The following is an 18,762-nucleotide window of genomic DNA, read 5'->3' as shown; positions in this document are numbered from 1 at the left end:
CGTGCTGCGCGGGTGACGTCAGCCGGCAGCTCGTAGCACAGCTGCGACAATCGGGCCCGCCGCTTCGCCGCCGTGTCCGCCCTCCTGAGTCATGGCCGCCGCCGCCACGTCGTTGCGGAATCCGGTGAACCAGCTGTCGGACACGGCCTGCCCGTCGACCTCTGCGGAACCGGTCTTCGCGCCGATGTCCCCGCCGAGCCCCGACATCGCCTCCTGGGCGGTGCCCTGGGTCGCGGTCAGCCGCATCATCTGCTTCAGCTGGGAGGCCGTGTTGTACGGCAGCCCCTTGGCGGTGGCCAGTTGGCGGTCGTCGAGCTTCGGCGACACCAGGTAGGGCTGGCGGAAGTCGCCGGTGACGGCGGTGGCCGTCACGGAGGCCATGTTCAGCGGGTTCATCTGGACCTGGCCCTGCCCGATCGCGTTGGCCGCGCGGTCCGGGCCACCGGAGGCGGGGACGCTGCCGTCGAAGGAGACGATGCCGGTCTTCCAGTCCAGGCCGATGCCGAAGCGGGTCTGGGCCTCCGTGGTCAGCGACTCGTCGGTGAGCGGATTCTCGTCGATGAGCTTGATGAAGGCGGTGTTGCAGGACCGCATGAAGCTGTTGGCGAGCGTGGCGTTCAGGTTGGGCTTCATGCCCGTGAGGTTCTTGAAGGTCTGGCTCTGCCACACGGCGGTGTTCTCGCAGGGCGCCGGGCCGTTCATCGAGGTCACGCCGTTGTCTATGAGCATCGCGGCAGTGATGATCTTCATCGTGGAGCCGGGCGCGACCGTGCCCTCGAAGGCCGCGTTGAAGGCGTCCGTGCGGTTGTTCGCCACCGCCAGCACCTCACCCGTGCTGGGCTTGACGGCGACGACCGACGACTGGGCGTACTGCTTGACCGCCTTCTCCGCCGCGGCCTGCGCGGTCGCGCTGAGGGTGGTCTCCAGCTTGCCCGCCCTGCCCTTGGCGAGGGTCACCAGCGGGGTGTCGGCGGCGCCCCCCTCCGGGTGCCGGATCACCAGCTCGATGCCCGGGGTGCCGCCGGCCTTGTCGCCGTACTTGCCGCGCAGCGCGTCCAGGACCGGCCCGAGGGAGGGGTACTTCTCCTCCGTCAGCACGGTCCCGTTGCGGTCGACGGCCTCGATCGGCGGGCTCGCCGCCTCCCCGGTGACCAGGGTGTCGTCCCGCTGCAGCTCGGGATGGATCACGGACGGCTGCCAGTCGACCAGTGCCCGCCCGGTGGTGACCCCGCGCACGACGGTCAGCTCGCTCTTGTACGTCAGCGGCTTCGACTTCCCGTCGTACGACACCTTCGCCTTCACCGTGTACGGAACGGTCGCGCCGGACGCCGTACCGGGAGTGATCTTCACGTCACCGATGTGGGCGGCCGCGCCGTACGCCGTCAGCAGCGGCTCGGCCGCGGTGTCGTTGTTCGTGTACGCCGCCGCGTCCGCCGCGTCGCCCTTCTCCCAGGCCGCGAAGAACTTGGCGGTCGTCTCCTTGACCTCGTCCGCGCTCGGCGGCCCGCTCTTGACCGGCGCCGGCCCGGCGGCCGTACCCGCCCCGCCGCCCCCGTCCTCGTTCAGCGCGGACACGAAGTTGTACGCCCCGTACCCGGCGCCGCCGACCATCACGGCAAACACACCACCGATGACGGCGGTCTTTACCCCCTTGCCCATTACGGCGCTTCCCCTCCCCCTTGTGCCTTCCCCGCATCTTCTGAACGCGTTCAGAAAGGCTGTCAACGGGTCGCACTCTATGCGGAAGATGTGGCTGCTGTAACGGAAGTTTCCCTTTTGTTGAGCGAATGTGGCGAGATCTGTGCCAAGGCGCTCCGGCCGTTTACGGGACGGCTAGACCCATGTGTCCAGCCACATCCGCGACCGCCACTCGTCTATCGGGATGGCGGTGCCGGTGTACAGCGGCCAGAAGTAGATGAAGTTCCAGGCGATCAGCAGGACCAGGACGCCCGCACCCGTGGCGCCCGCCACCCGGCGGGTGTCGCTGGAGCCCGGCGGGCCGATGATCGCGCCGAGGAGCATGGCGACGGCCAGGCAGAGGAACGGGACGAAGACGATCGTGTAGAAGAAGAAGATCGTGCGGTCCTGGTAGAGGAACCAGGGCAGGTAACCGGCCGCGATACCGCAGGCGATCGCGCCGGCCCGCCAGTCGCGGCGGAAGAACCAGCGCCACAGGACGTACAGGATCGCGAAGCAGGCCACCCACCACAGCAGCGGTGTGCCGATGGCGAGGACCTCGCGGGCGCACTTCTCACCGGCGTCCGTGGGGCAGCCGTCCTTGCCGGGGGCGGGGGACTCGTAGAAGTACGAGACCGGGCGGCCGGTGACGATCCAGCTCCACGGGTTGGACTCGTAGGTGTGCGGCGAGGAGAGGTTGATGTTGAACTTGTAGACCTCGTGCTCGTAGTGCCACAGGCTGCGCCACCAGTCGGGGAAGAGCCAGGTCCAGCTGCCGCCCTTGCCGTCGGTCGCGGCCCAGTTGCGGTAGTAGCCGCCGCTGCCGTTGGCGGGGGAGAGGATCCAGCCCAGCCAGGACAGGACGTACGTGGCGATCGCGACCGGCACGGTGGCCAGGAACGCGAAGCCGAGGTCGCGCCTGAGCACCGCCGCGTACGGGCGGCCCGCACCCGCGACCTTGCGGGAGCCGACGTCCCACAGCACGGCCAGCACGCAGAAGAAGACCAGGACGTAGAGGCCGTTCCACTTCGTGCCGATCGCCAGGCCCATCATCAGGCCCGCCAGCCAGCGCCAGGGGCGCCACCCGAAGCGGGTGGTCTCCGCGATGTGCGCGTCGGGGCGGACCCGGCCGTCGGCGTCGGCCGGAAGGGCGGCGGCGAGTTTCTCGCGCGCCCGGTCGCGGTCGATCAGCAGACAGCCGAACGCGGCCAGCACGAAGAACATCAGCACACCGTCGAGCAGCGAGGTGCGGGCCATCACGAACGCCAGGCCGTCCACCGCCATCAGCGCACCGGCCAGACAGCCGAGGAACGTCGAGCGGAACAGGCGGCGGCCGATGCGGCACAGCATCAGGATCGCCAGGGTGCCGAGCAGGGCGGTCATGAACCGCCAGCCGAAGGGGTTGAACCCGAAGATCAGCTCCCCGAGCCCGATGACGTACTTGCCGACCGGCGGGTGCACGACATAGGCCGCGTCCGTCGGGATCGGGACGTTCCCGTTGTTCGACAGGATCAGGTCGTTGACGTTCTTGTCCCAGTTGACCTCGTACCCGCGGTGCACGAGCGCCCACGCGTCCTTCGCGTAGTACGTCTCGTCGAATATCACCGCCTTCGGGCTGCCCAGGTTCCAGAACCGGATGACGCCCGCGAACAGCGTCACCAGCAGTGGACCGCCCCACGCGGACCAGCGGCCGATCCGCCCGGCGAACTCCTTCGACACCCCGAGGATCTGCCACAGCCGAGGGCTGGGCTCGACGTACGGCGGCACCAGGCGGTCGCGTACGTCGCCTCTGGGCGTCGCCGCATAGCCGAAACGGCGCAGCCGCTGCTGCCACGACGGCCGCTGGTCCTGAAGGGCCTGCTCCTGCCGGGTGTCCATGGAGGACGCGGTACTGGTCACCGCGCCATCGTAGGGAACGGCGCTGTGTGAGTCCCGTGCTTGGGCCCCTGCGAGGATGGAAACGTGACAGTTGCGCCCGGAACCCTGGTCCTTGCCGGTACCCCCATCGGCGACATCTCCGATGCCCCGCCCCGCCTTGCCGAGGAGCTGGCCGGGGCCGACGTCGTCGCCGCGGAGGACACCCGGCGCCTGCGCCGGCTGACGCAGGCGCTGGGGGTGACGCCCAAGGGGAGGGTCCTTTCGTACTTCGAGGGCAACGAGGCCGCCCGTACGCCGGAGCTGGTCGAGGAGTTGGTGAAGGGCGCGCGTGTGCTGCTCGTCACGGACGCCGGGATGCCCTCGGTCTCCGACCCCGGGTACCGGCTCGTGGCCGCCGCCGTCGAGAAGGACATCCGGGTCACCGCCGTACCCGGACCGTCCGCCGTGCTCACCGCGCTCGCACTGTCCGGGCTGCCCGTCGACCGCTTCTGCTTCGAGGGGTTCCTGCCGCGGAAGGCCGGCGAACGGCTGTCCCGGCTGCGGGAGGTCGCCGGGGAGCGGCGCACCCTCGTCTACTTCGAGGCCCCGCACCGGCTCGACGACACCCTCGCCGCGATGGCCGAGGTGTTCGGCACCGACCGGCGGGCCGCCGTCTGCCGGGAGCTGACCAAGACGTACGAGGAGGTCAGGCGCGGCGGTCTGGGCGAGCTGGCCGCGTGGGCGGCTGAGGGCGTACGCGGGGAGATCACCGTCGTGGTGGAGGGGGCGCCGGAGCGCGGTCCCGAGGAACTCGACGCCGCGGAGCTGGTGCGGCGGGTGCGGGTGCGCGAGGAGGCGGGGGAGCGGCGCAAGGAGGCCATCGCCGCGGTGGCCGCCGACACGGGGCTGCCCAAGCGGCAGGTGTTCGACGCGGTCGTGGCGGCGAAGAACGCGGGGGCGTGAACGCCTTGGACCGGGAGGCGCGAAACGCCTTCTGAGCAGGGCGTATCTCCGCTGAGCGGGCGCCCCGGGCGTGCGCCCCATGGGTGCGCAAAGAGACAGCTTGGAAGGCAAAGCCCGCGGCGGGTCAACAGGGCGGAATGGCAAGGGACGCCCAAATCGCCGCCAACAGTCGACAGGTCTGCTGCCTTCATGCCCGCCGAGGCGTCCACTGGGTGAAGAGGACGTACCCCGTCCCAGTCGTCCCCAGCGGACACCAGGAGCTGGCATGAGCGAGATCGCAGGGCAGCCGCAGACCGGCCTCCGCGCCGGCGCGACCGCCGTCGTCCACGAGTCGTATTCCTTCGCCTGCATGCGCTGCGGGCACGGGTGGGAGCAGTCGTACGAGATAGAGCACCACGTGGACGCCGACGACCACGAGTTCGTGCTCTACGTGGTGGACGGCCAGGTGGTGCCCTCCCCGCTCTCCCGGCCCACCTGCACCAACTGCGACAACCACGTCGTACGGATCATGCGGCCGGGCCGGGTCGCCTCGGCCCGCGACGCGGCGCACCGGCAGCACCGCATGCCGCCCGCCGGGCCGGTGGAGGCGCCGGTGGGTGAGGGTGAGCAGCACAGGGAGCAACGGGAGCAGGGGGAGGGCCGTCACTGGCACCTGTCCGATCTCCTGCACCCGTTCCAGCGCAGGGCGAGCTGAGCTGATCGCCGGCCGAGGCCGCGTGCCCCTTTCGTAGGATCGGGGCATGCCTTCGAACGCCGCCGACAAGAACGCCGCCCCGCCGCTCCCGGAACCCCTCCGGGTGCCGGTCGCCGACTCCCACACCCACCTCGACATGCAGTCGGGGACCGTGGAGGAGGGGCTCGCGAAAGCCGCGTCGGTGGGCGTGACCACGGTCGTGCAGGTCGGCTGCGACGTGGCCGGCTCCCGGTGGGCGGCCGAGACGGCCGCGCGGTACGACGCCGTCCACGCGACCGTCGCCCTGCACCCCAACGAAGCCCCGCGGATCGTCCACGGCGACCCCGACGGCTGGTCCCGGCAGGGCGCGCGCACGCCGGGCGGGGACGCGGGCCTCGACGAGGCGCTCGCCGAGATCGACCGGCTGGCCGGCCTGGAGCAGGTCAAGGGCGTCGGCGAGACCGGCCTCGACTACTTCCGCACCGGGCCGGAGGGCAAGGAGGCGCAGGAGAGGTCGTTCCGCGCCCACATCGAGATCGCCAAGCGGCACGGCAAGGCCCTGGTCATCCACGACCGCGACGCCCACGCCGACGTGCTGCGCGTGCTGAAGGAAGAGGGCGCCCCCGAGCGCACCGTCTTCCACTGCTACTCGGGCGACGCCGAGATGGCCGAGATCTGCGCCGCCGCCGGATACTTCATGTCCTTCGCCGGCAACGTCACCTTCAAGAACGCCCAGAACCTGCGGGACGCCGTGGCTGTGGCCCCGCCGGAGCTGCTCCTGGTGGAGACCGACGCGCCGTTCCTGACGCCGGTGCCGTACCGCGGACGGCCCAACGCCCCGTATCTCATTCCGGTCACGGTGCGCGCGCTGGCCGCCGTGCGCGGCATGGACGAGGACGCGCTGGCGTCGGCACTCGCCGCCAACACGGCACGCGCGTTCGGCTACTGAGCCGCGACCGTTCCGTTACCGGCCCGCCCGAACACCACTCTGGGTAGTCGCGTCGCTTTGGAGAGTGACAGCCGCTCCGCTAGGTTCTGGGGGCCCGATCCGGACCCCTCTGGACCCCTCCGGCCCCTGGAGCGTGTCGGCGTGAGCAACTCGCACTACCAGACGTACGAGACGTACGGCCCGAGCGAGCCGTACACCGACGTGCACAGCGCGCAGGCGCTGGCCTATGGCGTGTACGTGGCGCCGACGTCGTACGACGACCTGTATCCGCCGGCCGACGACATGTCCCCGCGCACTGACGACACGTACACGTCCGCCTACGAGGCGCGCGAGCCCGCGCCGCCGCGGTACAGCGCGCCGGAGCCCGTGATGGAGGACGGCGGGAACGGGCGGGCCGCGCGCCGGCGCAGGGCCCGGTACGCCGAGCGCTCGGACGGGACCATGCGCCGACTGCTGCCGCAGGCGCTGGTCGTCGCGTTCCTCGCGGGCGGCACCACCGCGTTCGTCGCCAAGGACAAGGCGATCGAGCTCAGCGTCGACGGCAAGCCGCGCACCCTGCACACCTTCGCGGACGACGTCACCGAACTGCTCGCCGAGGAAGGCGTGCGGGTCGGCGCGCACGACGTGGTCGCGCCCGCCCCCGGCGAGGAGCTGGACAGCGGCGACGAGGTCGCCGTGCGCTACGGGCGTCCCGTCCGGCTCACGCTCGACGGGCACCGGCGCGAGGTGTGGACGACGGCGCGCACGGTGGAGGGGGCGCTTCAGCAGATGGGGGTGCGTGCGGAGGGCGCGTATCTGTCCGCCTCGCGCTCCCGCCGCATCGGGCGCGAGGGACTCGCGCTGGACGTGCGTACCGAACGGGCCGTGACGGTCCTGGCGGACGGCCGGGCGCGCACGATCCGCACCAACGCGGCGACCGTGCGCGAGGTCGTCGAGGAGGCCGGGGTCACCCTGCGCGGGCAGGACGCCACGTCCGTCGCGCCGGAGAGCTTCCCGCGCGACGGGCAGACCGTCACCGTGCTGCGGATCACGGGCAGCAAGGAGGTCCGCGACGAGGCGATCCCCTTCGAGGTGCACCGGACCGAGGACCCCACCCTGTTCCGGGGCACCGAGGTCGTCGAGCGGGCCGGGCAGCCGGGGCTGCGGCGGGTCAGCTACTCCCTGCGGACCGTCAACGGCGTCAAGCAGAAGCCGCGGCGGACCCGGACCGAGCTGGTGCGGGAGCCGCGCGCGCAGGTGGTGAAGGTGGGCACGAAGCCGATGTCGACGTCCGTGCAGGGAGCCGACGATCTCAACTGGCAGGGGCTTGCGGCGTGCGAGTCCGGGGGACGGCCGGGCGCGGTCGATTCCTCGGGGACGTACGGCGGGCTCTACCAGTTCGACACCCGGACCTGGCAGAGCCTCGGCGGGAAGGGGCGGCCGCAGGACGCGTCGGCTGCGGAGCAGACGTTCCGGGCGAAGAAGCTGTATGCGCGGCGGGGGGCGAGTCCCTGGCCGCACTGTGGGACGCGGTTGCAAGGGTGAGGCACGGCTGCGCCGGACCGTACCGCCCCGGTCCCGGCCTCGGCGCCGGGCAAGCCGGCCGGCCACGTCAACCGCGGCCCGTACTCTTGTCCCGTGAGCAGCCCCACCCCTGACGCCCTCCTCGGGCCCGCCGACGTCCGTGAACTCGCGGCCGCGCTCGGTGTGCGTCCCACCAAGCAGCGCGGCCAGAACTTCGTGATCGACGCGAACACGGTCCGCCGTATCGTCCGCACCGCGGATGTCCGCCCCGACGACACGGTGGTCGAGGTGGGACCGGGACTCGGCTCCCTCACGCTCGCGCTGCTGGAGGCCGCCGACCGGGTCGTCGCTGTCGAGATCGACGACGTGCTCGCCGGGGCGCTGCCCGCGACCGTCGCGGCGCGGATGCCGGACCGGGCCGACCGGTTCGCGCTGGTGCACTCCGATGCGATGCAGGTTCGGGAGCTGCCGGGCCCCGCCCCGACCGCGCTGGTCGCGAACCTGCCGTACAACGTGGCCGTACCGGTCCTGCTGCACATGCTCGAGATCTTCCCGAGCATCGAGCGGACCCTCGTGATGGTCCAGGCGGAGGTGGCCGACCGGCTCGCCGCCCCGCCCGGTTCGAAGGTGTACGGCGTCCCGTCGGTCAAGGCCAACTGGTACGCCGAGGTCAAGCGGGCCGGTGCCATCGGCCGCAAGGTCTTCTGGCCCGCGCCGAACGTCGACAGCGGGCTGGTCTCGCTGGTGCGACGGGCCGAGCCGCTCAAGACGACCGCCTCCCGGCGCGAGGTCTTCGCCGTCGTCGACGCGGCGTTCGCCCAGCGGCGGAAGACCCTGCGGGCCGCGCTCGCCGGCTGGGCGGGATCCGCGGCCGCCGCCGAGGCCGCCCTCGTCGCCGCCGACGTCTCGCCGCAGGCCCGCGGGGAGTCCCTGACGGTGGAGGAGTTCGCGCGGATCGCCGAGGCCGCGTCATCTCGGGGGACGACCCCCGAAACCCCGAAGGAGCAGGCCGAGCAGTGAGCGTCACCGTCCGTGTCCCCGCCAAGGTCAACGTCCAGCTCGCGGTCGGCGCCGCCCGGCCCGACGGGTTTCACGACCTGGCCAACGTGTTCCTCGCGGTCGGCCTGTACGACGAGGTGACGGTGACCCCGGCCGACGCACTCCGCGTGACCTGCGCGGGGCCGGACGCCGGCCAGGTCCCCCTGGACCGTACGAATCTGGTGGCGCGCGCGGCCGAGGCGCTGGCCGGGCGGTACGGCCGTACGGCGGACGTGCACATCCACATCAACAAGGACATCCCGGTGGCGGGGGGCATGGCGGGCGGGAGCGCGGACGGCGCGGGGGCCCTGCTGGCGTGCGACGTGCTGTGGGGCACGCAGGCCTCCCGCGAGGAACTCCTCGACATCTGCGCCGAGTTGGGCAGTGACGTGCCGTTCAGCCTGGTGGGCGGGGCGGCACTCGGCACGGGCCGGGGCGAGAAGCTCAGGACGCTCGAGGTCGGTGGCATCTTTCACTGGGTGTTCGCGATGGCGTCGCGCGGGCTGTCGACCCCGGCCGTCTTCCGCGAGTTCGACCGGCTGACGGAGGGGCTCGACGTCCCCGAGCCGGTCGCCTCCCAGCCCCTGCTCGACGCCCTCGCCAAGGGCGACCCCGAGGCGCTCGCCGCCGCCGTCTCCAACGACCTCCAGCCCGCCGCCCTCTCCCTCTTCCCCGAACTCGCCGACACCCTCGCGGCCGGGCGGGCCGCGGGTGCCCTGGCAACCCTTGTCTCGGGCTCGGGCCCGACCACGGCCTTCCTCGCCCGGGACGCCGAGTCGGCGGCGAAGGTGGCGGAGGCGCTGCGGACGTCGGGCACGTGCCGGAGCGTACGGACGACTTCCGGGCCGGCACCGGGGGCCACGGTCACGCGCTGATCCCCGGTGGGGGTGAGCGTCCCTGGGGGCTCCGCCCCCAGACCTCCGGGCCTATGCCCACCCCACCACCCGACTCGGTCTCTTGATTGGTTCACCCCTCGACCCACCGAGACGGGCGGTGGGTGGGCGAAGGCCGGGGGTCCAGAACCCCGGCCGGGAATGACCATCCACCCCGCCGACTACTCTGGAAGGTCGATCGTCCCCCTTGTCAGGAGAGTAATGGCCGTCAATCTGGTCAATGTCGAGAACGTCAGCAAGGTGTACGGCACCCGTGCCCTGCTGGACGGCGTCTCGCTCGGCGTCTCCGAGGGCGACCGCATCGGCGTGGTCGGACGCAACGGCGACGGCAAGACGACCCTGATCCGGATGCTCGCCAAGCTGGAGGACGCCGACACCGGCCGAGTCACGCACTCCGGCGGGACGCGGATCGGAGTGCTGACCCAGCACGACTCCCTCGACCCGACGGCGACCGTCCGGCACGAGGTCATCCGGGACATGGCCGACCACGAGTGGGCCGGAAACTCCAAGATCAGGGACGTACTCACCGGGCTGTTCGGCGGGCTCGACCTGCCCGGCTTCCCGCAGGGGCTCGACACCGTCATCGCCCCGCTCTCCGGCGGCGAGCGGCGCCGGATCGCGCTCGCCAAGCTGCTCATCGAGGAGCAGGACCTGATCGTCCTGGACGAGCCCACCAACCACCTCGACGTCGAGGGCATCGCCTGGCTCGCCCGGCACCTGCGCGAGCGCCGCTCCGCGCTCGTCTGCGTGACCCACGACCGGTGGTTCCTGGACCAGGTCTGCACCCGGATGTGGGACGTGCAGAAGGGCGACGTCTTCGAGTACGAGGGCGGCTACTCCGACTACGTCTTCGCGCGCGCGGAGCGTGAGCGCATCGCCGCCACGGAGGAGACCAAGCGGCAGAACCTGGTCCGCAAGGAGCTGGCATGGCTGCGGCGCGGCGCGCCCGCCCGTACGTCCAAGCCGCGCTTCCGCGTCGAGGCCGCCAACGAGCTCATCGCGGACGTGCCGCCGCCCCGGGACAGCAGCGAGCTGATGAAGTTCGCGTCCTCGCGGCTCGGCAAGACCGTCTTCGACCTGGAGGACGTGACCGTCCAGGCCGGCCCCAAGGTGCTGCTCAAGCACGTGACCTGGCAGCTCGGCCCGGGCGACCGGATCGGCCTCGTCGGGGTGAACGGCGCGGGGAAGACCTCCCTGCTGCGCGCCATGGCCGAGGCCGCGTGGACGCAGGGCGACCAGCAGCCGGTCGGCGGGCGGATCGCCGTAGGACGGACCGTCAAGCTCGCCTACCTCTCCCAGGAGGTCTCCGAACTCGACCCCAAGCTGCGGGTGCTGGAGGCCGTGCAGCAGGTGCGCGAGCGCGTCGACCTCGGCAAGGGGCGCGAGATGACCGCCGGGCAGCTGTGCGAGACGTTCGGCTTCAACAAGGAGAAGCAGTGGACGCCGGTCGGCGACCTGTCCGGCGGTGAGCGGCGCAGGCTGCAGCTGCTGCGGCTGCTGATGGACGAGCCCAACGTGCTCTTCCTCGACGAGCCCACCAACGACCTCGACATCGAGACGCTGACCCAGCTGGAGGACGTGCTCGACAGCTGGCCCGGCTCGATGATCGTGATCTCCCACGACCGGTTCTTCGTCGAGCGCACCACCGACCGGGTCTTCGCCCTCCTCGGCGACGCCACCCTGCGGATGCTGCCGCGCGGCATCGACGAGTATCTGGAGCGGCGCCGGCGCATGGAGGAGGTGGCCGCCGCCGCGGTACCCGTGCCGGCCGCCACCAAGGCCGTACCGGAGAAGAGTGCCGCCGACCAGCGCGTCGCGAAGAAGGAACTCCAGAAGATCGAGCGGCAGTTGGACAAGGTCTCCGAGAAGGAGGCCAGGCTGCACGCCCAGATCGCCGAGAACGCCACGGACTTCGAGAAGGTGGCCAAACTCGACGCCGAACTGCGCGACTTGTCCGGCGAGCGGGACGAACTGGAGCTGCGCTGGCTGGAACTCGCCGACGACGCGTGAAGGGTGCGTGAAGGCGCATAACGGCGGCATCACGGGCCGGTCCTCCCTTGGGAACAGGGGCAGAACCGGCCCGGTGCGTTGTGGTCCCGAGTGATAGAAATGGCCGTCTGAGAACTTTCTGAGTACGACTCTGGGCGCGACACGAACCTCAGGGCGTGGCTAAAAATCAGTGACTGAACGGGGGAACGCGCTGATGACCCAGCCGCCCAACCAGCCGCCGCAGGGTGGCTTCGGAGCACCGCAGGACCAGCCACCACCACAGCAGGGCGGGGGCTTCGGGGCCCCGCCGCCACCACCGCAGGCGCCGCCGCAACCCGGTTACGGCTATCCGCAGCAGCCCGCGCCGCCGTCCGGTCCGTACGCCCCGCCGCAGCCCGGCCCCTACGGCCAACCGGGGCCGTACGCACAGCCGCAGCAGCCGGGGCCGTACGGCCAGCCGCAGCAGCCGGGGCCGTACGCGCAACCGCAGGGCTACGGCTACCCGCCGCAGCCCCAGTACCCCGGCGCGCCCGGCACTCCGCCGCCCGGCTCCGGGAACCGCTTCAAGGGCAAGCCGGCCCTCGTCATCGGTGCCGCCGTGGCCGCGCTGCTCGTCATCGGCGGGACCGTGTTCGCGGTCGCCGGCGGTGGTGACGACGACAAGAAGCCGACCGCCCAGAAGAGCGACGACCCCAAGCCCTCCGCCTCCGATTCCCCGATCAACCCCGGTGACGGCAGCGGTGCCGGCGGCGCGGACCCGGAGAACCTCAACGAGGGCCGGAAGGCCGGCGAGGCCAAGGTGCTCTGGTACAAGGAGGCGCCCGACGCACCCGGCGACGGAGCCGACGCCCCCGGCATGTGGATCACCGACAAGACCGCGGTGAAGGCGGCGTACAAGCAGCTCGTCGCCTACAACGTCGGTGACGGCGCCCCCTCCTGGGACACCATCACCTTCGAGCAGAAGATCTGCGCGGTCACCCCGCAGAAGACGGCCGACAACAAGATCGTCGTCGCGTACATGAACGGCACCAGCGACCGCGCCGAGTGCAACCAGCTCCAGGAGATCGACCTCAACACCGGTGCCAAGGGCTGGACCGGCGAGGTCGAGGACGGCGCGCTGTTCGACAGCACCGCCTCGATCGAGCTGTCCATCACCGGCAAGACCCTGATGGTGGGCCGCTCGCAGTCCGGCACGGCGTACGACGTGACGACCGGCAAGAAGCTGTTCGACAAGAAGAAGTACGGCAACGCCTGCTTCCCGACCGCCTTCGCGGGCGGCGCCCGGCTGCTCGTCGTCGCCTCCTGCGACGCCAGCAAGACGACCGAGCACGACGAGATGCAGGAGCTGGACCCCAGCACCGGCAAGGTCAAGTGGACCCAGAAGTTCGACAAGGGCTGGACCGTCGAGCACGTGTACTCCGCCGACCCGCTCGTCGTCTACAGCACCAACGACGACAAGAACGCGTGGAACATCTCCGCGCTCACCGCCACCGGCACCTTCCGCTCGCAGGTCGCCGTCGACGAGGACTTCGCCCCCGAGTGCGGCTGGGGATTCCTCGGCGGTGACCTCCAGGCCTGCGAGGGCGTGGCCGCCGACGCGAACACGCTCTACCTGCCCACCGAGGCGACGACCGGGGCGAACGAGATCGTCGCGATCAACCTCGCCGACGGCAAGGAGAAGTGGCGCGTGAAGTCCCCGGCGGACGAGTCGATGCTGCCGATGAAGACCGAGGGCGGCAAGCTCGTCGCCTATGTGCAGCCGTCGTACGACGCGGGCGGCCGGATCGTCTCGATCCCGACGACCGGCAGCACGCGCACGCCGACGACGCTGCTGCAGATGCCGGAGGGCACCGTGGACATCGAGAGCGGCTTCTACTCCAAGGACATCGACTGGGTCGACGGGCGCTTCTACCTCTCGACCACACGGCTCGCCGGAGACACCGACAAGAAGGAGAAGTTGATGCTCGCCTACGGCAAGTGACCCTTCTCTTCCGGCTGTTCACCGTCCCCGCCGTCCCCGCCGACACCGCTCCCGAGGTACTCACGTCATGACCCAACCGCCCCCTCCGCCGCCCAACCAGCCCCCGCAGCAAGGCGGTTTCGGCCCGCCGCAGGACCAGCCGCCGCAGCCCCCGGCCGCCCCGCAGACGCCCCCGACGCCTCCGGCGGGCCAGCCGCAGCCGGGCTACGGCTACCCGCAGCAGCCCCAGCCGCCACAGCCCCCTGCGGGTTACGGCTATCCGCAGGCGCCGGCACCCCCGGCACCCCAAGCGCCCCAGACCCCGCCGCCGCCCCCGGGCTACGGCTACCCGGGCCAGCAGCCGAACCCGTACGGCCAGCAGCCTGCCGCCCCCTACGGCCAGCAGCCCGGTTACGGCTACCCGCACGGGACCATGCCCCTTCAGCCGCAGCCGGGCCAGCCGGGCGGCGGGCGGAAGTTCAACGCGCAGCTGACCATCATCGTCGCGGCCGTCGTGGCCATCGCGCTGATCGTCGGCGGTGGCGTCTGGTACGCGTCCAGCTCCGGTGACGAGGGCGGCAAGAAGGACGACACCGCCAGTTCCAGCGGCGGCACCGGCGGCACCGGCGGCACCGACGACAACAAGGAAGGCGACGGCGGCACCGGCGGGAGCGACGCCGAAGGCGGCACCGGCGGGAGCGACGCCGAAGGCGGCACCGGCACCTCCACCACCCCGGTGGAGAAGGTCCCCGGCAACCCCGCCTCCAAGGTCCTCTTCCAGGTCCCGGCGCCCGAGGTCGGCAAGGACAGCACCATCTCCACGGCCGGTTCCTGGCTCACCGACAAGGTGTACGCCAAGAGCGGCGTCGCCGAGGTCGTCGGCTACGACCCGGACAAGGGCACCAAGCTGTGGACGATCAAGCTCCCCGGCCCGGTGTGCCAGGGCAGCAACCACGTCACCACCGACGGCCGGACGGCGATCACCTATCAGCCGAAGATGCCGACCAAGGCCGAGCCCTCGCACGGCTGCAGCCAGATCGCGGCCCTCGACCTCGCCACCGGCAAGAAGCTGTGGACCAAGACCGCCAACTCCGGTGACGAGGCGATCAGCTTCAACAACATCACCGTCAGCGGCAACACCGTCGCCCTGGGCAGCTCCAGCGGCGGCGCCGCCTTCGACCTCGGCACCGGCAAGCAGCTGTGGGCCCCGAAGCCGACCGACACCTGCTACGACACCGGGTACGGCGGCGGCGCGAAGCTGGTCGCGGTGCGCAGGTGCGGTTCGTACGACGCGCCCGAGCTGCACATCCAGACCCTCGACCCGAAGTCCGGGAAGGTGATCTCCGACTACAAGATGGCGCAGGGCATCGCCTACGCCAGTGTCGTGTCCACCGACCCGCTGGTCGTCGCCGCCGACGTCGGCGAGTCCGCGAAGGACGGCAGCGGCATCTCGGACTTCTTCTCCATCGACAACAAGACCGGCAAGCTGCGCACCCGTATCTCGGCGCCCAGCGACCAGTACGCGGCCAGCTGCGACGGCATCACCAAGATCGAGGAGTGCCACCAGCTCGCGGTCGGCAAGGACCGGCTCTACGTGGCGACCGAGGAGGAAGACGGCTCCGGCGAGTTCTCGCAGACCAACCACATCGTCGCGATCGACCTCGCCACCGGCAAGCTGGCCGGCCAGCGGGCCGACGCGGGCGACGACTACACGATCATGCCGCTGCGGATGGACGGCACGAACATCATCGCGTACAAGCGTCCGCCGTACGACAAGGGCGGTCAGATCGTCAGCATCGACGGCAGCACCTTCAAGGAGACCAAGCTGCTGGAGAACCCGGCCACGGAGTCGGTGCGGGACGTGGAGACCAGCATGTCGCCGGACTACTCCGAGATCCTCTACTCGCAGGGACACCTGTTCATGTCCGACATCTTCGCCAGTGACCTGGGGAGTACGGGCGACGACAAGGAGTACCTGGTGATCGCGTTCGGCGCGAGCTGAACCGTTCGAGTCGCCTTGTGGACCTTCGTTGACACGGCCCCGTCCCTGCTCAGGGGCGGGGCCGTGCGCGTACCGCTCATCACCCTCGAATGCGAGGAAAACCAGAAATTCCGTCGATCCGGGGCACTTCTGTCCCGGTAGGGGAAGCGCAACGTCGAACAAGCGTGTAGCTTCCGGGGGCATGAAGGGCGGGGGAGCCGGGAGGGGGCTTCTGTCCGTGCGGACCAGTGGGCATCCATAGTGGGGCATCCACAGCGATGCACTCACGGTTGATGCATGGGGATCCATTGGGGGACTGGGGGGTTGGGCTCGATGGGAGTGCGGCTCATGGTGGTCGACGACCACCGACTGCTCGCCGAGGCCTTGGCCTCGGCGCTGAAACTGCGGGGGCACCGGGTGCTCGCCGCGGCGGCGCCTGCCGCGGGCGCGGCGGAGCTGGTGATCAGCCGGGCGCCGGAGGTGTGCCTGCTGGGGACGGCGACACCGGCGGAGCCGGGGATGTTCGACCCGGTGGTACGGATCAAGCGGGAGCGTCCGCAGGTCGCGGTGCTGGTGCTGGGCCCGGTGCCCAGCCCGCGCGGGATCGCGGCGGCGTTCGCCGCGGGAGCCTCCGGCTATGTACGGCATGACGAGCGGATCGAGGGGGTCGAGCGCGCGATCATGAAGGCCCGGGCGGGCGAGGCGGCGGTGGCGCCGCAGTTGCTCCAGGGCGCGTTCAGTGAACTGCTCAACCCGGTGGCCCAGCCCGACGACGAGGGCCAGCGCCTGCTGCAGATGCTGACGCCCAGGGAGGTCGAGGTCCTGGTCCGGGTCGCCGACGGCGAGGACACCCGGCTGATCGCCGCCGGCATGGGCATCGCCCCGTCCACGGCCCGGACACATGTCCAGCGCGTACTGATGAAGCTGGGCGTGGGCTCACGACTGGAGGCGGCGGCGCTGGCGGCCCGGACGGGCCTGCTGGACCGGGCGGGTCCGGTGCCGCACCTGCCACCGGAGGCTGGAGCCGGGTGATGTGCGGACGAGCCGGGTGACGTCCGGATGACTCGAGGCGGGGGCGGCACCCCGTGACGCCGGGCTGTGCCGCCCCCGCCCCGGACCTCACTGCACTGTTTCGTCCCCCGGCACCACATCCGGAGGCGGCGGAGCCACCGGCCGCAGCTTCAGCCAGACCAGGAAGAACACGCCCAGGGCGAGCATCCCCAACCCGGTCCACAGGTTGATGTTGACGCCCTCGGCCTTGTCGATGTCGGCGTCGGACGCGGTGAAGCCGGCGATCGTGACGATGACGCCGTAGACGACGAACAGGCCGCCGATGATGCGGCGGATGTCGAAGAGGCGGGCCGCGGTCGCGGACTTGGTCTGGAGTTCGGAGACCTCCCGCAGGACGTCCTTCTCGGAGAACCCGGGGTGTTCGGGGTGCTCGGAGTCCTTGGAGTGCTCGGAGTGTTCAGACATGGTTTCTCCATCCTCCCGCGGTCAGAACGAGAACGGGATGTAGCAGGCGGCCGCCAGGATCACCGCGCCCCAGCCCAGCAGGGCCGGCCTGCGGTACCAGGCGTCGTCGCCGACGGCGGGCGGCTCGGACATGCCGGGGGAGGTCGTGCCGTAGACGAGGCCCTGGAGATCGTCGGCCGGCTTCGGGGCGGTGAAGAGCGACACGGCGATCATGACGACCGCGCCGGCCACGAATCCGGCGATCGCGGAGACGAAGTTGGCGCCCTGGTCGGAGGGGATGTCGATGATGCCCTGCTTGTAGATCCAGAAGTAGTTGACCATCGCCGCCGTGGTGCCCGCGAGCAGTCCCCAGAAGCCGGACTTCATGGACGCGCGCTTCCAGAACATGCCGATGATGAAGACGACGAACATCGGGACGTTGAAGAAGGAGAACAGTGTCTGGAGGTAGCTCATGATGTTCGAGAACGACGAGGCCAGGAACGCCGTGCCGATCGACGCGAGGACGCCGACCGCCGTGATCAGGCGGCCGAAGCGCACGTAGTACGTGTCCTCGCGGTCCTTGACCACGTACTTCTGCCAGATGTCGGTGGTGAACACCGTGTTGAAGGACGAGATGTTGGCCGCCATGCCCGCCATGAACGCGGCGAGGAGGCCGGTCACCGCGATGCCGAGGACACCGTTGGGGAGCAGCGCCTCCATCAGGTAGGGGATCGCGTCGTTGTACTGGAGGTCCGAGCCGGACGTGCCGATCTTCGGGACCAGGACCGCCGCCACCAGGCCCGGGATCATCACCAGGAAGACGATGAAGATCTTCGGGAACGCGGCGATCAGCGGGGTGCGCTGGGCCGCCGAGAGGTTCTTGGCCGACAGGGCGCGCTGGACCTCGGCGAAGTTCGTCGTCCAGTAGCCGAAGGAGAGGACGAAGCCGAGGCCGAGGACGATCGTGAGCCAGTTGGCGCCCAGCGGGTTGTCGTTGCCGATGCCCGTGCCGCCCCATGAGGTCATGAAGTCGGCGCCGTGCGTCTTGGTGAGGGAGTCGGACAGACCGTCCCAGCCGCCGACCTTCTTCAGACCCAGCACGGTCAGCGGGATCAGCGCCGCCAGGATCACGAAGAACTGCAGGACCTCGTTGTAGATCGCGGAGGAGAGGCCGCCGAGGGTGATGTAGGCGAGGACGAAGGCGCCGGCGACCACGATAGCGACCCATTCCGGCCACCCCAGCAGCGCCTCGACGACGATCGCGAGGGCGTAGAGGTTGACGCCGGCGATCAGGATGGCGGCGAAGGCGAACAGGATCGAACTGAGCAGGTGTGCTGCCTTGTCGAAGCGCAGCAGCAGGAACTCGGGGACCGAGCGGACCTTGCTGCCGTAGTAGAAGGGCATCATCACCAGGCCGAGGAAGACCATGGCCGGGATGGCGCCGATCCAGTACCAGTGGGTGGTGTAGGCGCCGTACTGCGCGCTGTTCGCGGCCATGCCGAGGATCTCGGTGGCGCCGAGGTTCGCGGCGATGAAGGCGAGGCCGGTGACCCAGGCGGGCAGGGAGCGGCCGGAGAGGAAGAAGTCGAGGCTGGTCTTCACCGAGCGGCGGGCGGCGAAGCCGATGCCCAGGACGACGACGAAATAGATGCCGAGGATCGTGTAGTCGAGCCAGTTCGTCGGGAGTCGCAGCTCTGCCGCCATATATGTGGGGGCATATGTGGGGATTTGCATAAGTACTCGCTTCGTTGCGTGAACTGATCCAGAGCGGAACCTACGCCTCCGCGTTCAGTGATTGAACACTCTGGTCGACGCTTTTTGTTT

The 18,762-nt window shown here is 70.5% G+C and carries 14 protein-coding genes; 10 read left to right on the top strand and 4 right to left on the bottom strand.

From position 1 onward, the window contains the following. Window positions 1-18: 18 nt before the first annotated feature. Window positions 19-1,659, bottom strand: coding sequence for a penicillin-binding transpeptidase domain-containing protein (locus QFZ76_RS22125; protein WP_307675371.1), 1,641 nt, complete (start codon window positions 1,657-1,659; stop codon window positions 19-21). Window positions 1,660-1,833: 174 nt separating this feature from the next. Beyond that, complete coding sequence (locus QFZ76_RS22120) at window positions 1,834-3,576, bottom strand: dolichyl-phosphate-mannose--protein mannosyltransferase (protein ID WP_307675370.1); 1,743 nt, start codon at window positions 3,574-3,576, stop codon at window positions 1,834-1,836. A 63-nt stretch (window positions 3,577-3,639) separates the two neighbouring features. Here QFZ76_RS22120 and rsmI point away from each other — a divergent pair, with 63 nt between their 5' ends. From rsmI to QFZ76_RS22070, 10 genes are all read left to right on the top strand, one after another. Beyond that, the gene (gene rsmI / locus QFZ76_RS22115; protein ID WP_307675369.1) at window positions 3,640-4,497 is read left to right on the top strand and encodes a 16S rRNA (cytidine(1402)-2'-O)-methyltransferase; all 858 of its coding nucleotides are present in this window, start codon (window positions 3,640-3,642) and stop codon (window positions 4,495-4,497) included. A gap of 265 nt (window positions 4,498-4,762) precedes the next feature. Beyond that, the gene (locus QFZ76_RS22110) at window positions 4,763-5,191 is read left to right on the top strand and encodes a hypothetical protein (RefSeq protein ID WP_307675368.1); all 429 of its coding nucleotides are present in this window, start codon (window positions 4,763-4,765) and stop codon (window positions 5,189-5,191) included. A 46-nt stretch (window positions 5,192-5,237) separates the two neighbouring features. Beyond that, window positions 5,238-6,119 carry a TatD family hydrolase gene (locus QFZ76_RS22105; RefSeq protein ID WP_307675367.1) on the top strand — a complete coding sequence of 294 codons (882 nt, stop codon included), beginning with the start codon at window positions 5,238-5,240 and terminating at the stop codon, window positions 6,117-6,119. Window positions 6,120-6,260: 141 nt separating this feature from the next. Next, window positions 6,261-7,643, top strand: coding sequence for a resuscitation-promoting factor (locus tag QFZ76_RS22100; protein ID WP_307675366.1), 1,383 nt, complete (start codon window positions 6,261-6,263; stop codon window positions 7,641-7,643). A gap of 93 nt (window positions 7,644-7,736) precedes the next feature. Further along, complete coding sequence (gene rsmA, locus QFZ76_RS22095; protein WP_307675365.1) at window positions 7,737-8,642, top strand: 16S rRNA (adenine(1518)-N(6)/adenine(1519)-N(6))-dimethyltransferase RsmA; 906 nt, start codon at window positions 7,737-7,739, stop codon at window positions 8,640-8,642. Continuing rightward, window positions 8,639-9,535 (top strand): 4-(cytidine 5'-diphospho)-2-C-methyl-D-erythritol kinase, encoded by an 897-nt coding sequence (locus QFZ76_RS22090; protein WP_307675364.1) that lies wholly within the window; start codon window positions 8,639-8,641, stop codon window positions 9,533-9,535. Before rsmA ends, QFZ76_RS22090 begins: the two co-directional genes overlap by 4 nt. Before the next feature lie 219 nt (window positions 9,536-9,754). After that, complete coding sequence (locus tag QFZ76_RS22085) at window positions 9,755-11,563, top strand: ABC-F family ATP-binding cassette domain-containing protein (RefSeq protein ID WP_307675363.1); 1,809 nt, start codon at window positions 9,755-9,757, stop codon at window positions 11,561-11,563. A 193-nt stretch (window positions 11,564-11,756) separates the two neighbouring features. Beyond that, on the top strand, window positions 11,757-13,523 hold the full coding sequence (locus QFZ76_RS22080) for a PQQ-binding-like beta-propeller repeat protein (protein ID WP_307675362.1): 1,767 nt from the start codon (window positions 11,757-11,759) through the stop codon (window positions 13,521-13,523). Between the two features lie 67 nt (window positions 13,524-13,590). Beyond that, on the top strand, window positions 13,591-15,504 hold the full coding sequence (locus tag QFZ76_RS22075; RefSeq protein ID WP_307675361.1) for a PQQ-binding-like beta-propeller repeat protein: 1,914 nt from the start codon (window positions 13,591-13,593) through the stop codon (window positions 15,502-15,504). 312 nt (window positions 15,505-15,816) lie between these two features. Next, window positions 15,817-16,515, top strand: coding sequence for a LuxR C-terminal-related transcriptional regulator (locus QFZ76_RS22070; protein WP_266438330.1), 699 nt, complete (start codon window positions 15,817-15,819; stop codon window positions 16,513-16,515). 87 nt (window positions 16,516-16,602) lie between these two features. On the opposite strand, the gene QFZ76_RS22065 is transcribed toward QFZ76_RS22070, so the two are convergent. Next, window positions 16,603-16,959 (bottom strand): hypothetical protein, encoded by a 357-nt coding sequence (locus tag QFZ76_RS22065; protein WP_307675360.1) that lies wholly within the window; start codon window positions 16,957-16,959, stop codon window positions 16,603-16,605. Between the two features lie 21 nt (window positions 16,960-16,980). Continuing rightward, a complete protein-coding gene (locus QFZ76_RS22060) occupies window positions 16,981-18,672 on the bottom strand; it encodes a sodium:solute symporter family protein (protein WP_307675359.1) in 1,692 nt (563 codons plus the stop codon). Window positions 18,673-18,762: the final 90 nt, after the last annotated feature.

The sequence above is a fragment of the Streptomyces sp. V4I2 genome (genome assembly GCF_030817655.1).
Taxonomy (GTDB): Bacteria; Actinomycetota; Actinomycetes; order Streptomycetales; family Streptomycetaceae; genus Streptomyces; species Streptomyces plumbiresistens.
This window is presented reverse-complemented; position numbering and strand designations above follow the sequence as displayed.